Raw genomic sequence first — 21,757 nt, 5'->3', positions numbered from 1 at the left:
ACAAATCAAAGATAATAACTTCATTCGTATTTTAATGCATATATATTAAAGTTTTATGGAAGATTTGAAATATCTTCAAGCACTAATCTGGTAAGTATGGTGAAAAAATCGAAAATTACAAAAGGGTTTTATTGTTATCTGTGGTTTGCCTAGTTTTCCCAATGAGAATTGTTAAATGTCTCTTTGGAATTAGTTCCGATTCATTTATATATAAAGTCTACTTAAAACAGTGCATCAAATACTATTTTTTCTATGTTATTACACATCTTCTAAGTTAAACAATTTTAAAGAGATTTATTATTAGAAATTACATTTATTTTTTTGATCCACCTTTTCTTAATATATTTGTTTTAAATCTAAAATTAGAAAATTATAAGAGTAGCCTGAAAATACATATAAAAATATTGCGTTAAGCAGTTCATTTTCTTCGTTCAAATACTGGAAATATTATCACTAAAGAATTATGACTGTAAGATGCGCCCTCTCGGGGCGTGTTTTGCTCATTTCTTTAGTAGGTTATTCCAGTAGCCTGAACGGAGGATGATGTCAATTCACGCTCTTTTTATTGTTAAGAAAAATATCCGTAAAAATACGGGAAGAAAAAGAGTGTAAATACCTATATGTATTTCTTCTAATTTTCTTAGAATTACAAATAATGAAAATAAAAGATTATACGTCAAGTTTTGACGTTAATCTGATTTAGTTTTGTAAAGTAGAATATTGAGAGATCACTATTGGATGATTTTAAAAAAAATTATTTTTGCAGTTAATCACAATATACAATGGAAAATTTTTATTTTAAATCCTTTTTCCTCTGTTTAAGCTCCTTAGGATTCGCTCAGATTCCTAAGTTACCAACTATGGAAAATCCCAATCCCTCTACTTTTCAGAATTATTCTGACCAGAGCTTTACCAATCCCAAAAGGAACAGTACAACTTCTGTAGTTTCCCAGAACTACAATAATAATGTAAGAACTCCCCAAGCATATCAACAGGATGTAAAAAGGGTGCAGGAAGATATCAGGCGGTTTGAACAGGAACAGGCAGAAGCCGAAAGATCTGTATTTTATAGCAGGGTAAAGGCGTTGGAAGATTCAGGATATAATCTGCCCTCGCTTTCTGGAAAGGCAGGAACAAATGCCTATTATAATGCCTTTGATAAACTTTCTGCTCTTGATTCTGAAAACTATTCAACAACTGAAGCTAATTTTATCGTAGAGAATGCTTTTTATGGTGGTAAACAAAATTTTAAGCAGTTTAAAGCCGGAATACAACAGACTGCAAAGCAGGTACTTCAGAAAATGAGAGCTGACAAGCTCGATACTGAAGACAACACCATGAAAAACATTGCTCTGTTTAAGCACTTTTCTAAAAATTATAAATATGATTTTGACGATTATTTCGGAGCGAAAGACTGGACTAAAATGTTTACTACAAAGCTTATGAAAACAGGAAAGGGGCAATGCCACTCAATGCCCTTGTTGTATCTGATGATCGCTGAGCAAATGGGCGCACAGGCTTCTCTCGCTACTGCCCCGAACCACACCTATATTAAATTTTTAGATAGTGAGGATCAGTGGCAGAATATCGAGCTGACAAACGGAATTTTTACAACAAATTCCATGATTTTGGAGTCCGGATATATCGGCTCAGAAGCCTTGCAAAATAACTTGTACATGAACAGTCTGAGTAAAAAGGAACTCATGTCACAATTTTATGCTGATCTGGCGAACGGCTACATTCATAAATACGGAATGGATGAATTTGTAGATAAAACATTGGATAAGGCTTTGGAATATTACCCTAATAATATGTACGCAAATTTGCTTAAATCCATGTATCAACAGGCAAGGTTTAAGCACGTTACCGATAATTTAGGAATTCAGAATAATGAAAATCCGGAGGAACTCCAAAACATTCGCTATTTTCCTAAAGCGGTGGAACTTCTTCAGGAAACGAAAGCACAGTTTGATAGAATTGATAATTTAGGATTCAAATTTATGTCAAGCTCTGCTTATTCGGAATGGCTCGGCAACATGGGAAGGGAAGCCAATAGACAGCAGAGCGAAGAAATTGCAGAAAGAATAAAGCAAATTAATGCTGAAAAACAGAGAAAAAAACAGGAGGAACTGAAAAAAGCACAGGAAGAAAAAAGACGAATTGAAGAGAAGAAAAAGAAAGAAGAGGAAGAGAGACGAAGACTATTTTATCTTAAAACATAATGAATTAATATTTATGAAAAATTTATTACCATTCACAATATTTATTTTGTTCCTGAACTTGGGAACTGCGAAAGCTCAGAACAACCAATTTTATAATGATGCCTACCAGACCATTGACAATATGTTGGAAGACAGGCAAAAATACAGCTTTAAAGATGCTGTTTTCAGCGTAGAAGAAGCATATTATCAGGGAAAACTCGATACAACGGCACTCAATAAAGAAATTAAATTTTTAAAGAGTTTTGCACAGAGTATTTTAAAAAGCAGAGATTTGGAATATAAAGAAGCCGACAAGGAAAAAGTTAGCAAATATTCTGCGGTTTACTCTATTATGTGCCGTTCTCTTCCGGTAGCGGTAAAAGATACAGTTATTCAGTACAAGCCTTTTGAATATGATTTTACAGATGTTTTCGGGCATAACGACCTCCCTAACCTATTTGTATCTAAATTACTGGCTACCCATAAAGGTAATTGTAATTCTATGCCTTATCTATACAAAATTTTAGCAGAGGAATTGGGGGTAGATGCCAACCTCGCATTAGCTCCCAATCATGTGTATATCAAACATCAAATTAAATCTATCGGTTGGTTTAATACCGAGCTTACAAGTGGTATTTTTCCGGAAGACGGTTGGTTGATGGCTTCAGGATATATTCATTTAGATGCAATTAAAAACGGAGTGTTTATGAAAGCACTTAATAACAAGGAAAGCCTTGCTTTATGTCTTTTTGATCTCGCTCAGGCATATAATAGAAGCTATCCCCAAAACGATGGAGAGTTTGTTTTAAAAACTGTAAACAGGGCAGTAGAAGTTTATCCCAATTTTGCTAAGGCTCTAATTTTAAGAGCCGAAACACACAAAAAACAGTTTGAAAATATTATGTTTAAAATGAACCTGGGCAAAGATGTTCCGGAAAATATTAAGATTGCTCAGAAAGATCCAAAAGCTTTGGAGCTGATGGAACTCATGAAAAAAGAATACGGTCACATTTATGATCTTGGTTACAGGCAAATGCCCGAAGAAATGTATCTGGAATGGCTTGTATCGTTAAAAACAGAGAGAAATAAATATGAGAATAAAAAATTATTAAATAACTTTAGCAAATAATCACAATCATGAAAAAATTTTTTTACTTTATCTTTTTCCTGCTGATAGGATTTTCCCATGCTCAGGTAAAAAGCAAAACTTCTCAAAAGCCCGAAAAGCCTTATGTAAATCCTGTAAAGTTGACAAAGGAAGAAAGATCACGCCCATATATGAGCGAGGTTTTGAAGTCCAGAGATTCACTCACTCCACAGGAAGCCGAAAGAAGGAGAAAAAATATTGAACTGGCGAATCCATTTAAAAAGTACGGTTTTTATCCTAAAATAGCCACTTTAAGCAAAGGAAAATATTTGGAGGTTCACGATATTGATAGTATTATTAGTATCGGCTCTGTTCGTTTTAACAGAAAAACAAGAGATATTGTTGAGTTTAGGGAAATTGACCTGACTGATCCGGATGCACAGCCGTATCTCGATACCGCAGGACGTTGGTTTTCGCCAGATCCTTTGAGTGAGGAGTTTTCAAACTGGACACCTTACAACTTTGCCTTTAACAATCCCACGAGGTTTGTTGATCCAGATGGGAGAGAAGCTAAAGACTGGGTAAGAACTGCTAATGCAATTTTTTATGACAGTCGTGTTACCAATCAAGCAGAAGCAGAAAAGGCTTATGGAAAAGGTGCTCAGCATATTGCTCCGGGAGGAGCTGGAAGTTCATATACAGCTTCAGACGGAAACCATTATCAGTTAGGAGATCACGGCTTTGTTTTGAAGAATGGGACACAGCTTTTAGGAGGTGTAGACTATGCTGATTATGCAGTAGATAATTCCGGAAAGACAATGAAGCAAGGGCTTACAGCGGCGGCAGGAGCAATTACAGTAGGTGGTGGTCCTGAAGATGTTCCTGCGGATGTTGTTGCGGCAGGAATATTATCTATCTACGCAACAGGGGCATTAATCCAGAAAATGGATTATGAAATGTCTAAAATAGAAGAAAAGCCGGATGGCCCTACTGGATGGCAATACTCATTACGTGCATCTGCATCTGGACAATATCCTGTTTATTCTTCTGGCTTTTCTACTCCAACAGGCTCTACATTTTTGAATAGAGGAGATGTCTGGAAATATGGGGAAACTACATCAACAGACAGATATACCCAAGGAGAATTAAATCAAGCACGACTTATACAACGAAATGAGTTTAGTGGAACTCAAAGACAAATTAAAATGATGGAAAAAACTAAAATTTATAATTATTTCTTTCAAAATGGTACACTACCTCCGGGTAATAAAATTTTCAGATAAAATATTATGAAATTTGCAATAACACAAGAAGTAGACACAAGATCAGGAAAGAAAAGCGATATTATTCAACAAGTATCAAATGATTTAGAAAATTATCTAAAGGACAAAAATTATGGCTCCGATATCGAAACATTTCTTATTGGTTTTGTTGGAGTTAAAACAAAGCCCGGATATGAAGAATGGTATAAAGAAAGAAAGCCTAAATATACAGCTTATAAGGCTTCTAAAAACCGCATTACAGGGCTTCCTATGGAAATTATAAAAACTTTTAGTTATGATATTAAATTCGACTATGATCTATATGATGAATTTGTAGAGGCATCTGATGAAAATAGTAAAAAGATTTTAATATTAAAGATATTAGATTCGTTTAATCACTTAGACAAGCTCTCAAAGAAAATCAAGGATTTTGATGCTGAAAAATTCAAATCCGATATCGAAATTTTCTTTAAAAAAAATGAATTTATATAAAACAATTTGGCAATGATACTTAGAAAGAACTTTCCTTTAAAAGTTATTTTAATTCTGCTTCTCTGCTCAATAATTTATTCCTGCAATAAAAATGAAAACTCAGGAATGATAATTGAAAAACTTGAAAAATTAAGAAAAGCACCAAAGTTTAAACAAGAGGGTTTATATCCGGGTCTTGCAAATGAGCAACAAAGAGAAGCTCTATCCAAAAAATTAGATGAAGTCATTGACGAATTTAAAAAAGGAGCTAAAAATGGATATAACAATAAACAATATCAGGATTTAATTAGAAAAAATATTTCAAAATTTGATTCTTTTAATTTAGATACTGAAGACAGAGAATATATCTGTGGATTTTTTGAAAGAATAATGGATGCAATAGGATTAAAAAGTTCGGGTGGAATTCTTAATGAATGGCTCTATGGAAAACGTTTCTAAAATCATTTAACCCAAAAGGAATGAAATCTGGTGCAGCAAAGTTAGAAAAATATAAAACCTTATTTGAAAAACAATACGGTGGAATTTGGAATACTGTTTTAGGTCATTCCTAATTATTATGAAAAGTAAAATATTAGAAAATATTTTATCCAAATTATTAATACCTAATGGATTTAAGAAAAAGAGCAATTATTGGGTAATTAGCGGAAATGAATTAACAAAGGTTGTTCATTTGCAAAAATCTCAATTTAGCAATTCATTTTATATTAATTATGGTTATATTATTAATTCTATTCCATTGGATGGTTTGACCATGCACGTTTTTCAGCAAGTTTCTTCATTGGAAGAAAAAGAGAAAAATAGAATTACACAATTACTTAATTTGGATATTGATATTTCTGATTCTGTAAGAATTGAGGAACTAAATAATATTCTTAAAATTAAACTTGTTGATAAAATGAATAGTATAAGTTCAGAAGATGATTTTAAAAAAATGATAGAGAGTTTTTTCAGGCAGATAATGAAGGATTTTCAAATGAGAATGGTTATCATATTCTTTGGCAATTCTCAGACGATGTCACAGGAGAATGGAATATGGCAGTTAAAAACTTTTTGGGGGAAGGACGAATTTTACAATGAATTTAGGCGATGAAATACAGAGAAAAGAATTTTTAGAAGGTAAAGTCCCCAAAATGCAAAAAAACTATGACCAATAATCCATATTTGACTTTTAAAAATGATGAACTGGCAAAATCAAAAATTTTAGCCAAAGAACTGAATATTTCTGAAACTGATTTTATTAATATACAATTTTGGTTTGACTTATTACTATTGAAACATGAAGAAGCAACGAGCAACCATGAAGAGCAATTAATAACTGAAAAAGAATTAGAAGCCAAATTTAACGAGCTTATTTCATCAGAAATCGAAAGGAAAAGTTATAAATATATTCTTCCAAAATTATTGAATTACAATAATGAATTCAACGGTGCTTTTTTCAGATCACTTTATGTTGCAAGGTTGGGATTTTTACTTAGAGAGAATTTGATACCCAAACTTGTTAATGATAAGAAATTAGTTTATTCACCGGAAGATTTTTTCAATGTTACCATTTATCTCAAGGATAATTATTTTGTTTCTCCCAACAGCAACTTTTTAGAAGATATACTAAAAATAGAAAATGTTCGTGGTATTTTCAAACAGGCTACTACCAAAATTAAGTTTGAAACTTTGAAAAATATATTACAGATTATATATCAGAAAACCTATCATCATGATATTATCTGTTTTAAAAAGATTTTAAAATCAGTATCAGAAAAAGATTCCGAATTAATTTCCTATCTGAAGAACTTTCAAGTAGAAAATAAACAAGGTTGCTATAAGATTATTAATGATATTTTGAATTTGGATTTTTTAAAAGATAATTGGAATGACTTTAAGATAAAAATTCAGTTAATTAATTTTTTAGATACTGCCAGAGGTGCTAATCCTAATTCCAGTTGGAACAATAAATTTCAAGAACTATCTGCAATTATTGATAACAAAATGCTTTTACAAATTGTACATACTGTTTTAAAAAATGAAAACTGTAAAATCTATGCATTTGATTATGGAGTGCAATGGGGTGACGATACAGCAAAACGATTTTTAAAATCCGCACAGTGGATAAAAGACATTTTGGAATGAAAAATAGTGGAAAAATTGAAGAAACAAAAGAGTATACATACCATTTATATAAAGCTAAAAATACACTTTGGTATTTTAACCATTTGATAAATAATGAGTTTTCAGGATATAAGTCTGTAAAGTTTAAAAACTCTGAAAATGTCTATGTATGGTTAGAAAATGTAAAAATTGAAGAAAATTATTATTTAGGCAACTTAGCAGAAAATGGTAATTCTCAAAAAATCCTGATAAATGATGTTGTTGATTGGATGATTATTGAAAACGGAAGGCTGATCGGCGGCTATACTATACGGCATTATAGAAATACTCTTGATGATGAAGCAAAAATAAGTTTTGACATTGATTTCGGAGTAAAAATTGATGGTGGAAATGATTTTTTCAACCGGATTTGACTACACCCGAAGGAGCTATAATTAAAATTGAAAATTATTACTCAAATAACGATTTAAAAGGAGTCTTTTCTTGTAAAGATTTTGCAATGGAAGCGGAAAATTTACTGAAGGAAAGAGGCGCAATTATTACCACAGAAATAAAAAATAAAATAACAGAAGCATTAAAATCATCTCTATATGAAACTTATCAATCAAACGAATTTCCAAATTTCGAAAATATAGAAAGGTGTTTTACTCTTGTACAAGAGAAACAGGATCAGCAATTAATTGAAGAAAAGGTTATCTATCAAAACGGAAATTTTACATTCAATAAATTATGGATATAGCGATCTAAAGACGGAGATTGGAAAGTATTAAATCTTTTTGAATGATGAATAAAGACTATTTAGAAAAACAACTAAAAATTTGCATGAAATATTCTCAAATATCAGATTTGGTTGAATTAGATACGCTAATTGCATTGGGCAGAAATTTTAATCCCAATATTCAAATAAATGGATTAAGACATCCTCGAACAGAAACATTAAATGGTTGGTATATTTGGTCAGGAGAATACTCAGAAGCATTTGATTTTTTCAGCCTTCACACGCATATCATTTATTGGAAAATGCTTCTTTTGTTATGTCATATTTAGGACTTCCAGCAGGAAATCGTTTTCTGATAGATAATAAAGGCTATGAAGATGTATGGTTCGATGAAAATTTATTAAATGTATAATGACTGAGTATCATGTTATTTTTGAAGTTCTAAAAATTGAACAGGAATTAGAATAAGGCTCTACAATACAAATAGGAGAAAGATTCGTAGGGCTTTATTATACTGATAATGAAGAAATTCATTTTACCGATGATAACGGTCAGGAGTGGATTTTTTATGATGGCGATACATGCAGTATTATCAGCAAGATTTAGCTAACCTTTAAGAAGGGGCATTGAAAGAGACGATTTATATTCATCCAAAATCAACTGAACACTGGTCAATTTTAACAGATTGTACAATTTATATTTTAGAAGAATTAGAGAGCAAATTGCTCTCTAATTCTTTTATCATTACTCCCATAAATTACTTGTAGTCTATTTACCTATTAACAAATAACAGAATGGTTGAAATATAATTATGGAATTTACTAACTTTTTTAAGCATTTCTTCTCTGAATTTACTAACATCTCTTTCCGAAAGCTTATCATAAATTTCAGCAAAATTAATCATTGTATAACCCATTGACTCAACAATAAGAACAATAGTTGCCATCGTTGACCTTTTCTTTCCGCTAAAAGCACCATTTACTGTAGCTTTGGTCAGTTCTGAATTAGAGTTTGCAGCTATTTTATCATAACTATTGACTATGTCCATACTACCATCTGATTTCGCTGAGGAACTCTTATTGTTACTTAGCATTTTACGCAAAGTAATCGCAGTTTTTATAATTATAATTTTTTCACTTTCTTTAATCATAAATGCAATTAAGCACATAATGAAAAATATTTTGGTATAGTTTTGTATACCAAAATATTTTTTCTTATCTTTGTAAAAGAAGTTACTTAATTGTAATTTTGCGAAACTTCAAAAAATATTAGAAGCTATTCGCTTAGAATCTTGTATCAGAAAACTGGCACTTTTCATTTTACCACAAGACAATAAGCAGATTGCTCACGTTCTAAGCGTGGGCTCTCTTATTCGTGGTAAAGGGTATGCCAGTACCTCTGATACGGTAGGTAGAGTTCCACGCTGTTTTTTTCAATGATGTCCGCCTTCTCTACATTTCTCTAAGCTGCTTTTACTATAAAGATTAGATAGGATACAATGGCAGCGCATCCATTGGAGCTTTACAGTTCACACTCGAGGTTAATTTCATTCATATTAATTCTTTATGATGTGTTTAGGTTGGAGGTTTTGTAATCTCCCAAAACTTCCTCCTAGACAATATTTAAAACACAATGTAACCATAAAAGGCCATCAAATGAAAATAAGCAGCACCTATTATAACGATACTTAGTTATCTTTTTGTTACAGAACAATAAGAAATAAAAAAGCCCTTTCCGCAAAAGTTGACAGCTGAGCAGGAAAGAGCCTAATTGCTTAATTAAATTAAACTTTTCAAATTTATGAAAAAATCCTATACCAGCATAGGGAGCATAGCTTTTGTCTTTATGCTGACGGTAGCAGGCGTCTCTTTTCAGGCACAGGTACAGAGCAGTTCTGATACTATTCCTCGAAAAATTCCTCCTGAATCTTCCGTACTCAGGAAAAAACCGATACCTTATCCCCTTCAAATAAGCCCGCTTTAGAAAAAGTAAACCATATTGAAGAAGTAGTACTCAATGCAGGGTATTATAAAGTCAAAGATAAGGAGCGCACTGGAAGCATAGCAAAAGTATCGGCAAAAGATATCGAAAACCAGCCTGTATCTAATGTACTGTCTGCTGCCCAGGGAAGGATGTCGGGGGTAAGCATTACCCAGAATACCGGAACTCCGGGAGGTGGATTTGAGATCCAGATCAGGGGAAAGAACAGTATCCGACGTGAGGGTAATGAACCCTTATATATTATAGACGGGGTTCCACAGGCTTCCGAGACCCCTTCGCTGTATTCTAATAAAATCTTTCCATGGTCTTCCATCAATCCCCTGAACGCTATCAATCCAAATGATATTGAAAGCTTTGAGATTTTAAAAGATGCGGATGCGACAGCTATTTACGGATCAAGAGGAGCCAACGGGGTGATTATTGTAACCACTAGAAGAGGAAAGAAAGGACGATCTGAGCTCAAGTTTAATACCTCGTATTCCTTAAGCAGGATTACCAGGCCTATGGAAATGATGAACACGGAGCAGTACATCAGTATGCGTCGCCAGGCATTCCAGAATGATAATGTAGCCTATCCCGCTACCATGTATGACATCAACGGAACCTGGAACCAATCCCGATACACCGACTGGCAGAAAGAACTGATCGGAAACATGGCAGATGCCTACAGCGTTCAACTGTCGATGAGTGGCGGCTCTGAAAACTTTTCTTACCAGATCAGCTATGGTCATAATGAGCAGACCACTGTTTTGCCGGCTGACTTCAAATATAAAACCAATAACATCAATGCCAATTTCAGTTATCTTACTCCCGACAGGAGAATGGAATTTAGCCTGGTAAATACCTTCTCTTTTCAGCAGAACAATGTGCAGAATGATGACCTTACGCTAAAGAGTATTATGCTGAGCCCCAATGCTCCGACGCTTTATACCGCAGAAGGGAACATCAACTGGGAGAACGGAACCTTTAACAATCCGGTGGCTTCGCTTCTGAGCGAATATTCCAATAAGACCGCCTTTTTTAATAACGGCCTTAATGTGTCCTATAAGCTGTTTCCTTTCCTTTCATTAAAAATGAACGCCGGAATCAGCTATCAGAATTTCGAAGAACGCTCGATAAAGCCCCATACGATCAATAACCCTTCTTTTGGACAGACCAGCATGAATTCCACCTCTTCCCGGAATAACCAGGTGAACTTTTCCTATATCCTCGAACCCCAACTGGTGGGCGCTTACAAAACCGGAAATCACCAGTTTGAATTTTTACTCGGAGCAACCCTGCAGAAAACACAATCGGAGCAGGGAGCCATTCAGGAAAAGGCTTTGAAAGCAATGCTTTGATTGATAATATTGGAGCCGCCAGCGTAAAGACCATTTCTGATCAGGTTCGAAGCCAGTATAACTATACGGCAGTTTTTGCCCGTTTTAATTATCAGCTGAAGAAAAGATATATCTTAAACCTTACCGGAAGGCGTGACGGTTCCAGCCGATTTGGTGCCAATAACCGTTTCGGAAACTTCGGAGCGGTAGGAGCAGCATGGCTTTTCTCAGAAGAGCCATTTCTGAAAGATATAAAATGGCTGAGCCTGGGTAAGCTTCGGGGAAGCATCGGAACCACGGGAAACGATAAGATAGGAGATTACCAATATCTCAATACCTATATTATTTCATCGGGTATCTATAACGGGCAGACCGGTTTAAATCCGGCGAGGCTGTATAACCCTAATTTCAGTTGGGAGAAGACTCTGAAAAAGAACTGGCACTGGAAATAGGACTTTTCAACGGACGTTTTAATTTTTCAGGGGCCTATTATGAAAACACCTCTTCCAATCAACTGGTAGGAATTCCGCTTCCTGCCACCACGGGCTTTCCTTCTGTTCAGTCCAACCTTCCGGCAAAGATCAGGAATACAGGCTGGGAATTCGACACTTCCGTTCAGGTCTTAAGAAAAGGAAAACTCAGATATGAAACCTCTTTTAACCTGAGCATTCCCAAGAATACGCTTGTAGAATTCCCGAATCTCGAAGGTTCTACCTACTCCAATCAGTATATGATCGGCTATCCGACAACCATTGCTAAGGTGTACCAGTATGAAGGCATAAACCCTGCCACCGGATTGTATAAGTTTACAGATTTCAATGGTGACGGAAAGATTACCTCTCCTGACGATAATAAGGCGGTGGAAAAGCTGGGTGTCCGGTTTTTCGGAGGATGGTCGAATCATTTCAGGTTTGGAAACTGGTCAGCATCTTTCCTGTGGCAGTTTGTAAAACAGAGAAACTGGAATTACAACCGCCAGATGCTTCTGCCCGGGGCACTCAGCAATCAGCCTGTAGAAGTATTGGACGCATGGTCTCCATCTAACCCGGGAGGCAGCTATATGGAATATTCAGCAGGGTACAACCCCCAGAAGCTTTCCCTGCACGGGTTCTTTCAGAACTCAACAGCGGCAATAAGTGATGCTTCCTATATCAGGCTGAAGAATGTACAGCTTAACTACCGCATTCCCATGCAAAAGCTGGGCATCAAAGAAGCTATGATCTATGTGCAGGGACAAAACCTTCTGACCATCACCAATTACTTTGGAATGGACCCGGAGTTTTATCTCGTAGGCTACCTGCCACCACTGAAAACCTATTCCCTGGGATTTCAGGTGACTTTTTAACGATTAAGATTGATGATTAGTGATTAAAAATTAAAGATAAAGATTTGGGATCATTAACAATTGAGATAATTGATGATTTTATATGTAATAACTTTTAGCAACTAACAATGAAAAATATTATAAACTCTATAATAGCGCTTCTTTTGATGCTTTATGCTGCTTTAAGCGCAGTATCGTGTGAGAAATTTATAGAAACAGATTTTCCGAACAACCAGCTGGCCACAGAGCAGGTATTTGAAGATGAGAAAACCGCAGATGCGGCGCTCGCTGGACTATACTCGGGACTATGGACCGGTTCAGTAATCAGTGGCACGACAGACGGTTCCGGTGCTTTACTCGGAAATTATACCGATGATATTACTTGCGTTTTCACCAGCGCCGGAAACGGCATCCTGGATATCTATCATAACCAGCCGCTGGCAACCAATGCTACCGTGAACCAGGTATGGACTACGGCTTATCAGCAGGTGTATATGGCCAACAGCATTATAGAAGGTGTGGAAAAATCCAAAAGCCTTTCGGTATCAGCAAAAAGCAGGATAAAGGGAGAGGCAATGCTCGTCCGCAGCCTTATTTACTATTACCTCTACCAGATGTATGGGGAGATTCCCTACACTACTACAACAGATTATGTCTATAACTCGACTTTAAGCAGAATACCTAAGAATGAATTCCTGCCAAGACTAGAAGCCGATATATCGGAAGCGGTGAACCTTCTGCCCTCAGCATACCGGAATGCAGAAAGGATTTATATTAATAAGGCAGCAGGCCTGGTTTTACAGGCAAAAATGAAAATGATGCTGGGAAGATGGCAGGAAACCGAAGCTTTATGCCAGACGATTATTCAGAATGCTGACTATGTTTTTCAAAATGACCCTTCTAAAGTATTTCAGAAAACAGGAAAGCATATTATCTGGCAGCTGAAACCTAAGAACAATACTGACCCGACAAGTGAAGCCGTGCTCTATAACTTTGTGGGCGCGCCTACTTCATTTATTTTGAATCCGGATCTTATAAGTTCTTTTTCAGCCACCGATCTTCGACGGCAAAACTATTTTACCGCTGTGGTGTTTGGTTCCCAGACCAATTACAAGCAGACCAAATATAAAATAACTACCGCTACCAATACGACAGAATATTCTATCATCTACAGGTTAGAGGATGTATGCCTGATGCTGGCAGAAGCTTTAACCATGCAGAACAAAACAACCCAGGCAGTTCCTTTCATCAATCAGACAAGACAAAGGGCGGGGTTAACACCACTCAGTACTTCCATTTCGCAGGCTCAGGCGATGGAAGAAATAAAAAGTGAAAGAAGAAAAGAATTTTTTGCAGAACATGGAAGTCGGTTTATAGACCTGAAACGGTGGGGACAACTGTATCTCTTACAACCTGTAAAGCCTAACTGGAAAGCGACCAATCAATATCTGCCGTTGCCGCAGAAAGAAATGCTTTTGAATAGTCACTTAACACCACAAAATGATGGATATTAAGGCGTCACATATTGATTATATCACTTTCAAATCTTTCCTAAGGCGAAATTTCTCTGTAGTAGTATGGATATTATGGATATTTCTTCTCATTATTATGCCACAAAACCTTTCAGCCCAGCGGTATGAGCATCTGGAAAAGCTGGTTAAGGATACCGAAGAAATGAAATTTCCTGAGGCTTCTGATAACGGTAAATGGCTGGCATGGTATATATTCTCTGTTGACGGGACAAAGAGTATGATGCTGCAAAGAACAGGAAATAAAGACCACAGAACGGAAAGAAAAAATATTGATTTTATCATTTGGGTGGGAAACGATCTCGCGATACAGACAAAAGATACATTGGAGTATCTTAATCCCGAAACCGAAAAGTCCCGTTTTTTTTATCACGTAAAAAAGTTTATCTACAATAAACAGCAGCATGCCTTTATGGTGCTGTATACTGAAAAAGATGAAAGCAGGCTGGAAGTTTATGATACTGATCTTAGCCGTCGACAAAGTATTTCCGGTATTCAGCATATCTATTCTGAAGGGGATGAGACCATCGCCAGGAGAAAGACAGGTGATCTGATTGAAGCATTAATTTTAAAGAATGGAGTTTTTGAAACAATCTTTTCGACCCATGATGAGCTGAGCAATATTTTGCCTTCAGGAATGAAACAGAAAGGCTTTGTGATTCAGACCCGAAAGAAAGGTAAGACCAACCTCTATTATGTTTCTCAGGATAAAAAACAATATATTTTTGATGGAAGCAGTTACGCTGACTATGATCAGATGATGCTGAATCCTTCCCGTTCTGATAATAGTATTGTCCTTAAATTAGGAAAGAAAATCCTGCCAGAAAAAGGAATGGTTGATATCTGGTACGGAACGGACTTCGACCTTAAGAAACATGCAAAAGCGGTAACTGAATACATCCAGGTGAACTGGGAGCCCGTGAGCGGAAAGCAGGTTCTGATGACCCGTTCCGGACATTTTGGAGAAACGGCGATCGGCAATTCACGCTACCTGACGTATGAAACCGATAAGCAGCAGGTGGATAAAATGGATAAAGCAGGAGGAAATAGCTATGACAGGCTGTATCTCTGGAATGCGGTAACTGATACCTATACTTTGATTACGGATCTGCGGAAACAGATGGTAATCTCACCGTCCGGTCAGTACCTGCTAATTCAGAGGGAAAACAACTGGCAGCTGTACAATACGCTAACCTTGGTGATGGAAGATGTAAAGGTTTCTGCGGCTATGGTTCCTTATTTTACTTCTGAGAAAGAAGTTCTATGGGTAGGAGGAAACAGGATCTCTGAATATAATCTGGCCACTGAGAAAATGAAAGAAATGTTTACCGCAAATGATGATTCAGAAATCGAGCTGGTGAATTTTACAAGAATCAGTACGGAATTAGGATACGGAAGAGATTTCAGGACCGTAGATATCAAAAAGAGTTTGCTGTTAAAAATCACGGGTTCGAAGACCAGTCATATCACTTATGCCGGTTTAAGAAACAGGCAGCTGCAAATCATCCAAAAGCCTACCCCTGATGAGATCACGGCATTTAAAAAGCTGAATCAGGGTGAAAATTATTACTGGATTGAGGAAAGCTATAATAAACGGCCAAGGCTTGTAGTAAAGAAAGAGAAAGAAAATCCAAAAGTTCTTTATGTTTCAGATCAGAAGAATCAGAAATTTGAACAGGCAGAGCTTATTAAGATTTCCTACAAAGGCTCGGATGGAAAAACCATAAGCGGAGCTTTGTATATGCCGATGAATTATGACCGCTCAAAAAAATACCCCGTTGTTATCCATGTGTATGAGAAGCAGGATTATATGACCAAAAGATTCCTGCGACCTTCCTTCTCGAATCCCACAGGGCTGAATATCCCGCTGTTGATGGAGGAGGGCTTCGCCGTACTGCTTGCTGATATCTCGCAATCTGACAAAGGAGCAGGAATTTCAGCACTGGAAAGCATTAATAATGCCTTAGACGAATTACAGAAGATTAGGAATGTAGATATGACAAAGATTGGACTCATGGGACAGTCTTTTGGCGGTTATGAAACCAATTTTATTGCGGGTCATTCAAACCGTTTTGCAGCCTATGTCTCAGGATCAGCAGTTTCTGATGTGGTACGGACTTATTATGCGTACAATTATCATTTTAATGCTCCCGACTATTACAGGTATGAAGGGCGCCAGTACTGGTTTAAGGCTACGATGGCAGAAAATCCTGAAAAATATATCAAAAATAATCCGATAATGTTTGTTCAGGATGTCAGTGCACCCATGCTGTTGTGGACGGGGACTGATGATGGCAATGTAAGCCCAGAAGGAACCAAATCCATGTTTATTGCCTTAAGGAAATACCGGAAGCCTGTTATTGCCCTGTTTTATGTTAAGGAAGGTCACAGTTTAAGCAGGGTAGAAGCACAGAAAGACCTGACCGTGAAAATTCTGGATTGGTTTAATTATCATTTGAAGAATGAAAAAAATATCCCCTGGATACAGAAATACATAAAGGGTGCTCAATAAAGTGCACCCTTCTTTTAGTAGTTAGTAATAGCTAACAGTTAAGGAATTCTGAATAATTCTGTTTCGCAACTGGATTCATACAGGTCATGGACACCGGAAGCGTCACTTACCGTACAGACAATACCAGTATTATCTGTCGTACACAGCTGACTAGTCATGACACAAGGCTGTTCCGGATTTTCAAGATCAATTTTCCATCCAGGAATATCAGCTTTTTTAGTCTCTGATGCTACATTGGTAGCATACGCACTGCCTGCTCCGATTAACAGGATAGCCAATGGCAATGCGATTTTTCTCATTTTTTTCATTGTTATAAATTTATTATTGGTGCCTACTCTTTGTACAGGTTTTCGGCTTCCCTGAAATGAAATGTTGAGTGATGTTTTGCGCAAAACGATATCTGATCAGTTCATTTTCTATCATTACATACAATTGGTTTCCCTGTATGGTAAATTGTACACGTTGCTCCTTATTCCTGTTGGGAATACTGATACTGCCAAGGTATTTCTGCTCTTGAATAGAATAAAGATCAAGTATAATGGCTTTATTACCCCTATCTTTTTCCAGCTTTCCTTTGCGGTCCGACTCCACAAACAGAACCCCTTTATAGGCAATTGACCTTTTGTTGACCACCAGCGGATTGTTAAGCTTTCTGCTGCCATCGGCTAAGTGGGAAAGACCTAGCCGCGGGATGCTGACGGTATCAATAGTCCTGAATACATGTTTTGATTTCAGATTTCGATCAGTAACTACAAACATGTTCTTGTAATGGTAAACATAAACAACCTTACCAGTAAAAGAATCATAATTTAATTGCCCATCGGGTTCAAAAAAACCTTCTTTATTCTTTTCCAAAAGCTCTGGATTAAACCTTACAGAATCCTTGCTTCCTTTACTGATAATCCCCAGACTCTGAATCTGCTTTTTGCGGTGGAAAGCACCTATGAGAAAGTGATTATGATCAATTCGTTTGATTTTCCTGAAATATGTTTTTCCAATATTTTGCTCAGGGAGTTTATTGCTCCCGGTTGTTCCTTCAAAAATGATCGGGATTGTTCCGTCATACAATGTGATAAGACCGTCTGTAACTTCAAGCAGGGGAGACCTGAAATTAATGTCTGTGCGGCTGAGTTGCAGATTTTTTCGTTCCATTCCCGTAAAATTGGTAATCTTTGTGAGTGAAAACGATGCTGTGTAATTCCCAAGATATAGGGTATCGCCTGAAAAGCCGGCAAAATAATAGGAGTTCAGTTTTAAATCATACGTACCATTTTTAAGAATAGGATGCTGTAAAAATCTTCTTTGAAAACCATTATCTTTCTTAAGAATATATTCTGACTTTTGATACATGATGAGCATTGCGGTGATACAGAGGCCTGCTGTGATTAGAAGGCTGAAGAAGAGCTTCCCTTGTTTTTTGTGGTTTGCATACGTTTCGATACTAAGGGCAACTACAGCAACCAGGACACATATCAGATTAAAAATGAGATGTGTTTGCCAATCCATTTTTTCAAGAATTCCACCGCAGGAACAGGGAATAAACTCACTATAATTGAGGATAAAATAAATATAGATACTAAAGAGAAGCATCAGTATGTAGGAACCGTACAATCCAATGAATCTCGTTTTATCAAATATCAAAAAGAAGCAGACCAAAAGTTCAAGGAAAAGTATTCCATAGGTAATTATTATAGCATAAGCACTTAACAATGGAGACTGGGCGATTTGAACCTGAAAGTTTTCAAAATCAAATATTTTGCTGATGGCTGCGTAGCAAAACAACAGGATAAAAAAATAAGCAATCCATATGGGAAGTTGTGTCAGTTTCTTTTTCATAATAAGATTTTAACAATGGTATAATAATGTCCAGAATACTTTTACACCACAATAGGTAGGCATAGCAGATTTTTCGTTTACCGTGATAGTCGTAGTGAAAGTCCCTGTGATTTTCCATATTCCACTAACGGGACAGGCTGTTCCCGATTCAATGATGAGTAGCGGCTGAGTTTCCATATTGGTTCAAAGTTTGGTTACTTACTGATTTTCCAGTTATCCCGATCTTTTGGAGGGTCGGTTTCACCGATTTCCGATTCTTTTTCAAGTTGAGCACTGTCTGATTTTAAGACGATTCTTTCAGTCGTAATGATAGGTACATCCGGATACGGAATATGCGGTAGGCTTTCTTCGCGACAGGATAAAATAACAATTGAAAGTAAAATTCCTGCAATAATATGCAGTATTAATATTTTGGTTTTCATGATTTTGGGATTAAATAATTAACAATCCCGGCCGGTAGTTTTTTAGAATTCTGAAAGCGAATTTAGAGCATGAATTTTTCGAAAAAAAGGTTGATGGAGCCCATTTATAAATTTTTAGGAGCCTATTTATAAATAGGCTCCATATGTAGTAATAATATAATTAATTGTAAATCAGATGTTTTTATTGAATTTGTTAAGTGTAATTCCTAAAGTGAAGAAATAATTTTTTGCTTGATTCATTTTGCTTAATTTTGAATGATATTTATAATATCATTGACATTATATTGTTAAATTGTTTTTATTTTGAAAATAATATTCTGTTTTTTCGTGTTCTTTTGCTTTTTAGTTAATGGTCAGAAATATTCTGATTACAGGGTACGTTATGATAATTTTGAAGAAAACGATGAACGTGCTCTTGAGTTTGTCAATGCATATATTAAAGAAGCGAAAGTATTTAAAAATTATAAGGAGCTAACCCAAGCGTATCGGGACGCTGTCAGCTTTTCAAGAAATAAAAAAATAGAATATGCAGATAGTGCTGTATGGGCGGCATCCCAAGCAAGTGACCCTGATCTTATTGGAAATTCCTACCTAACAAAAGGAAGTGTTTACTATTTTACCTACAGAAAGTATCAGAAGGCTCTTGATGAGTATCTGAGGGCTTGGCAATACTTAAGCAAAAGTAAGGATCCCTATCTGTATCATAAAAATATGTATCATATAGGAGTTGTCAAAAGTTATCTTGGATATTATGAAGAGGCTTTTACACTTTTTTCAAAATGCCGTTCCTATTATAGGGATACAAATGTTCCTCCGGATTTTCCTAACCTTCAGTATAACATGAAAAAAGGCTATCTGAACAGCCTTCACCAGATGGCTATTTGCCTGTTTTATCTGAAAAAAATAAAAGAAGTTTCCCAGCTCATTAATGAAGGATTACAAGCTTCAGCCGGAGATAAAAATTTTTATATAGAAAGAAGCTATTTTTATAAGCTCAGCGGGATTTTAGCTTATCTAAGGGAAAATGACAAAGAAGCTTTATATGACTTTAACATCGCTTTAGCAGGGATTGAAAAGAAAAGTGATTTTACTAATACATCGCTGATCTATTATTTAAAAGGTAAAATTCTATTAAGAAGCCGCAAAGAAAATGAGGGTATTAATTATTTAGAAAAAGTAGATAGTATTTTCCTGAAGCGAAATTTTGCCCATCCTTCGGTAAGAGAGGTGTTTGAGCTGCTTATCACACATTACAAAGACAAAAATGATAATAAGAAAGAATTGTATTATACCAAACAATTATTGCAGTTTGACCGGGTGATGCATAATGATTTTAAATACCTTTCAGGAAAAATCATTAAAGAATATGATACCAATGACTTGCTTTCATCCAAAAAAGACTGGAATCCTCATCATTTTACGGATATATTGTGGCCGGGATTTCTTTCGGAGCTTTGCTTTTAATTTCTGTAAGATATTTCAAGGTGAAAAAAGGGTTAAAAAGTACCAGATTGCCGGTGATCAGACTTTAGGAGAAGAGAACCATAAAGATACGGTTTCGACCAAACTATCTAAGCTGCCTGAGAACCTGGCAGATGAAATATTGAATAAGCTCAAAATAATGGAACAAAACAAATTTTATTTAGAAAAAGGGCTTACCCAAAATGAGCTTGCGAAAAGGCTAAAAACGAATACTGCTTATTTATCGGCGGTTATTAATGAATATAAAGGAACTAATTATAATACATATCTCAATAACTTGAGGATTGAGTATGTTAAGGAAATGCTAAGAACCAATGCGCAATGGAGGAAGTATTCTGTTGATACGATAGCTGATGAATGCGGATTTGCCAACAGACCCAAATTTTCTAAATTTTTTATAGAATTAACTGCTTTAACTCCTTCAGAATTTATTCAAAAAATCAATGATGAGTTTGGTGATTCATAATTTTATTGGGTTTCATGCTGTGTAATTTACCATTAAGCGTTTGTTATAATTCTTTAAAATTCATACTTATTATTTAAAATATGCATGCCAATTCGTTTTTTAAAAAGTGTAAGCGATTAGAGACTAGTTTAGGGAAAAAGCTTCAACAGATTAGTTTTGATCAAAAAAATATTCCTATTGATTTATATGAGAGATCATTGATGGAAATTGATTCTGTAATAAGAATCATTAAGCAGGAGGTAAGTTTATATCAGTTTTCAACTGTTGCAGACGAAGTTTATTTCTTCAAGGAAATCAAGCCCGTTTTCATTTCGCAGTTTATTTATTTTTCAAAGCTTTTATCAATTGAGGCAGCCAAACCAAATGCAGGAGAGTTAAGCCTGAAAGAATATTTTGAATGCGAATTGGAAGCATTGAAAAATTTTTATGAAAACCACATCGATTTTTATGAGTACTATAGGCGTAGAGCCACCTATCTTGATCAAAAATATTTCGTCCGGAATCAGTTTGATCTGAAAACGAAAATAGAATCCGGTCTTTATGATTATGATGAAAAATTTGCTACTTCACATGACCACCTTATTTCCCAAATTATTGCCAATGACCGATTGGAAAAATTCCTTTTGAAATCTATTGCAGAAATTAACGTGTATGTATACGAAAAAATAACCGATAAATCCCCGCTCCAATGGTCGGCTTCAAAATCTGCTTTGGTGGAACTTTTGTATGCGCTCCACAATACCCGTTCATTTAATGGTGGCAATATTGAGTTTAGCGAGATTATTAAATTTACTGAAAAGTCACTCAATATTAACCTGGGAAACTTTTATAAGACACTTCATGAGATAAAAAGCAGGAAAACCAACCCGACTAAATTCCTTCAGCTGCTCAGTGATCATTTGAATCAATCATTCCAGGATGGTGATCAATAGGCATTTTTCCCTGTTTGTACACGATAAATCAAATTATTAGTGCTTTTCCCACAATTCCTTTATTGATAAGG

General features: G+C 35.8%; 23 protein-coding genes and 1 pseudogene. 19 read left to right on the top strand and 5 right to left on the bottom strand.

From position 1 onward, the window contains the following. Positions 1 to 860 precede the first annotated feature (860 nt). The 10 genes and pseudogenes from N4G44_RS20620 (at position 861) to N4G44_RS20575 (ending at position 8,275) form a co-directional block, all read left to right on the top strand. A complete protein-coding gene (locus N4G44_RS20620; protein WP_474929593.1) occupies positions 861 to 2,222 on the top strand; it encodes a hypothetical protein in 1,362 nt (453 codons plus the stop codon). A 13-nt stretch (positions 2,223 to 2,235) separates the two neighbouring features. Continuing rightward, a complete protein-coding gene (locus N4G44_RS20615) occupies positions 2,236 to 3,330 on the top strand; it encodes a hypothetical protein (protein WP_474929591.1) in 1,095 nt (364 codons plus the stop codon). A gap of 8 nt (positions 3,331 to 3,338) precedes the next feature. After that, on the top strand, positions 3,339 to 4,571 hold the full coding sequence (locus tag N4G44_RS20610) for a hypothetical protein (RefSeq protein ID WP_474929589.1): 1,233 nt from the start codon (positions 3,339 to 3,341) through the stop codon (positions 4,569 to 4,571). Between the two features lie 6 nt (positions 4,572 to 4,577). Further along, complete coding sequence (locus N4G44_RS20605; protein ID WP_474929587.1) at positions 4,578 to 5,042, top strand: hypothetical protein; 465 nt, start codon at positions 4,578 to 4,580, stop codon at positions 5,040 to 5,042. A 12-nt stretch (positions 5,043 to 5,054) separates the two neighbouring features. Further along, positions 5,055 to 5,480, top strand: coding sequence for a DUF4844 domain-containing protein (locus tag N4G44_RS20600; protein ID WP_474929586.1), 426 nt, complete (start codon positions 5,055 to 5,057; stop codon positions 5,478 to 5,480). Positions 5,481 to 5,598: 118 nt separating this feature from the next. Beyond that, positions 5,599 to 6,132: a DUF4304 domain-containing protein gene (locus tag N4G44_RS20595; RefSeq protein WP_474929584.1), complete on the top strand. Its 534-nt coding sequence runs from the start codon at positions 5,599 to 5,601 to the stop codon at positions 6,130 to 6,132. A 53-nt stretch (positions 6,133 to 6,185) separates the two neighbouring features. Then, complete coding sequence (locus tag N4G44_RS20590) at positions 6,186 to 7,166, top strand: hypothetical protein (RefSeq protein WP_474929583.1); 981 nt, start codon at positions 6,186 to 6,188, stop codon at positions 7,164 to 7,166. After that, positions 7,142 to 7,558: a DUF2314 domain-containing protein gene (locus N4G44_RS20585; protein WP_474929581.1), complete on the top strand. Its 417-nt coding sequence runs from the start codon at positions 7,142 to 7,144 to the stop codon at positions 7,556 to 7,558. The genes N4G44_RS20590 and N4G44_RS20585 overlap by 25 nt, the downstream gene beginning before the upstream one ends. Next, positions 7,555 to 7,884 carry a hypothetical protein gene (locus tag N4G44_RS20580; RefSeq protein WP_474929578.1) on the top strand — a complete coding sequence of 110 codons (330 nt, stop codon included), beginning with the start codon at positions 7,555 to 7,557 and terminating at the stop codon, positions 7,882 to 7,884. The genes N4G44_RS20585 and N4G44_RS20580 overlap by 4 nt, the downstream gene beginning before the upstream one ends. 41 nt (positions 7,885 to 7,925) lie before the next feature. After that, positions 7,926 to 8,275, top strand: a pseudogene (locus tag N4G44_RS20575) (immunity protein Imm33 domain-containing protein). 360 nt (positions 8,276 to 8,635) lie between these two features. Here N4G44_RS20575 and N4G44_RS20570 read toward each other — a convergent pair. Then, the gene (locus N4G44_RS20570) at positions 8,636 to 9,013 is read right to left on the bottom strand and encodes a hypothetical protein (protein ID WP_474929576.1); all 378 of its coding nucleotides are present in this window, start codon (positions 9,011 to 9,013) and stop codon (positions 8,636 to 8,638) included. Positions 9,014 to 9,663: 650 nt separating this feature from the next. Between N4G44_RS20570 and N4G44_RS20565 the strand changes: the two genes are divergently transcribed. The 6 genes from N4G44_RS20565 (at position 9,664) to N4G44_RS20540 (ending at position 16,548) form a co-directional block, all read left to right on the top strand. Beyond that, positions 9,664 to 9,846 (top strand): hypothetical protein, encoded by a 183-nt coding sequence (locus N4G44_RS20565; RefSeq protein ID WP_474929573.1) that lies wholly within the window; start codon positions 9,664 to 9,666, stop codon positions 9,844 to 9,846. Beyond that, the gene (locus tag N4G44_RS20560) at positions 9,789 to 11,204 is read left to right on the top strand and encodes a TonB-dependent receptor plug domain-containing protein (protein ID WP_474930112.1); all 1,416 of its coding nucleotides are present in this window, start codon (positions 9,789 to 9,791) and stop codon (positions 11,202 to 11,204) included. The genes N4G44_RS20565 and N4G44_RS20560 overlap by 58 nt, the downstream gene beginning before the upstream one ends. Further along, the gene (locus N4G44_RS20555) at positions 11,201 to 11,635 is read left to right on the top strand and encodes a TonB-dependent receptor domain-containing protein (protein ID WP_474929571.1); all 435 of its coding nucleotides are present in this window, start codon (positions 11,201 to 11,203) and stop codon (positions 11,633 to 11,635) included. The genes N4G44_RS20560 and N4G44_RS20555 overlap by 4 nt, the downstream gene beginning before the upstream one ends. Beyond that, on the top strand, positions 11,596 to 12,528 hold the full coding sequence (locus tag N4G44_RS20550) for a hypothetical protein (protein ID WP_474929569.1): 933 nt from the start codon (positions 11,596 to 11,598) through the stop codon (positions 12,526 to 12,528). Before N4G44_RS20555 ends, N4G44_RS20550 begins: the two co-directional genes overlap by 40 nt. Positions 12,529 to 12,635: 107 nt before the next feature. Next, positions 12,636 to 14,021, top strand: a complete 1,386-nt coding sequence (locus N4G44_RS20545; RefSeq protein ID WP_474929567.1) for a RagB/SusD family nutrient uptake outer membrane protein — start codon at positions 12,636 to 12,638, stop codon at positions 14,019 to 14,021. After that, positions 14,008 to 16,548 (top strand): alpha/beta hydrolase family protein, encoded by a 2,541-nt coding sequence (locus N4G44_RS20540; protein WP_474929565.1) that lies wholly within the window; start codon positions 14,008 to 14,010, stop codon positions 16,546 to 16,548. The genes N4G44_RS20545 and N4G44_RS20540 overlap by 14 nt, the downstream gene beginning before the upstream one ends. A 38-nt stretch (positions 16,549 to 16,586) precedes the next feature. Here the strand turns inward: N4G44_RS20540 and N4G44_RS20535 are convergent, their stop codons facing one another. Genes N4G44_RS20535 through N4G44_RS20520 form a run of 4 tightly spaced genes read right to left on the bottom strand, consistent with a single transcriptional unit; the run spans position 16,587 to position 18,806 of the window. Further along, positions 16,587 to 16,847 (bottom strand): DUF6520 family protein, encoded by a 261-nt coding sequence (locus N4G44_RS20535; RefSeq protein WP_128572504.1) that lies wholly within the window; start codon positions 16,845 to 16,847, stop codon positions 16,587 to 16,589. 22 nt (positions 16,848 to 16,869) lie between these two features. Beyond that, positions 16,870 to 18,384 carry a MauE/DoxX family redox-associated membrane protein gene (locus N4G44_RS20530; protein WP_474929562.1) on the bottom strand — a complete coding sequence of 505 codons (1,515 nt, stop codon included), beginning with the start codon at positions 18,382 to 18,384 and terminating at the stop codon, positions 16,870 to 16,872. A gap of 9 nt (positions 18,385 to 18,393) precedes the next feature. Further along, positions 18,394 to 18,561: a hypothetical protein gene (locus N4G44_RS20525; protein WP_474929560.1), complete on the bottom strand. Its 168-nt coding sequence runs from the start codon at positions 18,559 to 18,561 to the stop codon at positions 18,394 to 18,396. Positions 18,562 to 18,578: 17 nt separating this feature from the next. Continuing rightward, entirely contained in the window at positions 18,579 to 18,806 is a 228-nt protein-coding gene (locus N4G44_RS20520) for a hypothetical protein (protein WP_474929557.1), read from the bottom strand. A gap of 303 nt (positions 18,807 to 19,109) precedes the next feature. Between N4G44_RS20520 and N4G44_RS20515 the strand changes: the two genes are divergently transcribed. The 3 genes from N4G44_RS20515 (at position 19,110) to N4G44_RS20505 (ending at position 21,686) form a co-directional block, all read left to right on the top strand. Continuing rightward, a complete protein-coding gene (locus N4G44_RS20515) occupies positions 19,110 to 20,270 on the top strand; it encodes a hypothetical protein (RefSeq protein ID WP_474929555.1) in 1,161 nt (386 codons plus the stop codon). A gap of 157 nt (positions 20,271 to 20,427) precedes the next feature. Beyond that, positions 20,428 to 20,754: a helix-turn-helix domain-containing protein gene (locus tag N4G44_RS20510; RefSeq protein ID WP_474929553.1), complete on the top strand. Its 327-nt coding sequence runs from the start codon at positions 20,428 to 20,430 to the stop codon at positions 20,752 to 20,754. A gap of 200 nt (positions 20,755 to 20,954) precedes the next feature. Continuing rightward, positions 20,955 to 21,686 carry an RteC domain-containing protein gene (locus tag N4G44_RS20505; RefSeq protein ID WP_474929551.1) on the top strand — a complete coding sequence of 244 codons (732 nt, stop codon included), beginning with the start codon at positions 20,955 to 20,957 and terminating at the stop codon, positions 21,684 to 21,686. Positions 21,687 to 21,757: the final 71 nt, after the last annotated feature.

The organism is Chryseobacterium sp. GTID13, assembly GCF_056172655.1.
The sequence above is the reverse complement of the archived record's forward strand: the minus strand, read 5'-3'. Positions and strand labels throughout refer to the sequence as shown.

Excerpts from the sequence above, each read along its gene's own strand:
- N4G44_RS20620 (WP_474929593.1), top strand. The coding sequence starts at position 861 with ATGGAAAATCCCAATCCCTCTACTTTTCAGAATTATTCTGACCAGAGC.
- N4G44_RS20615 (WP_474929591.1), top strand. The coding sequence starts at position 2,236 with ATGAAAAATTTATTACCATTCACAATATTTATTTTGTTCCTGAACTTG.
- N4G44_RS20610 (WP_474929589.1), top strand. The coding sequence starts at position 3,339 with ATGAAAAAATTTTTTTACTTTATCTTTTTCCTGCTGATAGGATTTTCC.
- N4G44_RS20605 (WP_474929587.1), top strand. The coding sequence starts at position 4,578 with ATGAAATTTGCAATAACACAAGAAGTAGACACAAGATCAGGAAAGAAA.
- N4G44_RS20600 (WP_474929586.1), top strand. The coding sequence starts at position 5,055 with ATGATACTTAGAAAGAACTTTCCTTTAAAAGTTATTTTAATTCTGCTT.
- N4G44_RS20595 (WP_474929584.1), top strand. The coding sequence starts at position 5,599 with ATGAAAAGTAAAATATTAGAAAATATTTTATCCAAATTATTAATACCT.
- N4G44_RS20590 (WP_474929583.1), top strand. The coding sequence starts at position 6,186 with ATGACCAATAATCCATATTTGACTTTTAAAAATGATGAACTGGCAAAA.
- N4G44_RS20570 (WP_474929576.1), bottom strand. The coding sequence starts at position 9,013 with ATGATTAAAGAAAGTGAAAAAATTATAATTATAAAAACTGCGATTACT.
- N4G44_RS20565 (WP_474929573.1), top strand. The coding sequence starts at position 9,664 with ATGAAAAAATCCTATACCAGCATAGGGAGCATAGCTTTTGTCTTTATG.
- N4G44_RS20545 (WP_474929567.1), top strand. The coding sequence starts at position 12,636 with ATGAAAAATATTATAAACTCTATAATAGCGCTTCTTTTGATGCTTTAT.
- N4G44_RS20540 (WP_474929565.1), top strand. The coding sequence starts at position 14,008 with ATGATGGATATTAAGGCGTCACATATTGATTATATCACTTTCAAATCT.
- N4G44_RS20535 (WP_128572504.1), bottom strand. The coding sequence starts at position 16,847 with ATGAGAAAAATCGCATTGCCATTGGCTATCCTGTTAATCGGAGCAGGC.
- N4G44_RS20530 (WP_474929562.1), bottom strand. The coding sequence starts at position 18,384 with ATGAAAAAGAAACTGACACAACTTCCCATATGGATTGCTTATTTTTTT.
- N4G44_RS20525 (WP_474929560.1), bottom strand. The coding sequence starts at position 18,561 with ATGGAAACTCAGCCGCTACTCATCATTGAATCGGGAACAGCCTGTCCC.
- N4G44_RS20520 (WP_474929557.1), bottom strand. The coding sequence starts at position 18,806 with ATGAAAACCAAAATATTAATACTGCATATTATTGCAGGAATTTTACTT.
- N4G44_RS20510 (WP_474929553.1), top strand. The coding sequence starts at position 20,428 with ATGGAACAAAACAAATTTTATTTAGAAAAAGGGCTTACCCAAAATGAG.
- N4G44_RS20505 (WP_474929551.1), top strand. The coding sequence starts at position 20,955 with ATGGAAATTGATTCTGTAATAAGAATCATTAAGCAGGAGGTAAGTTTA.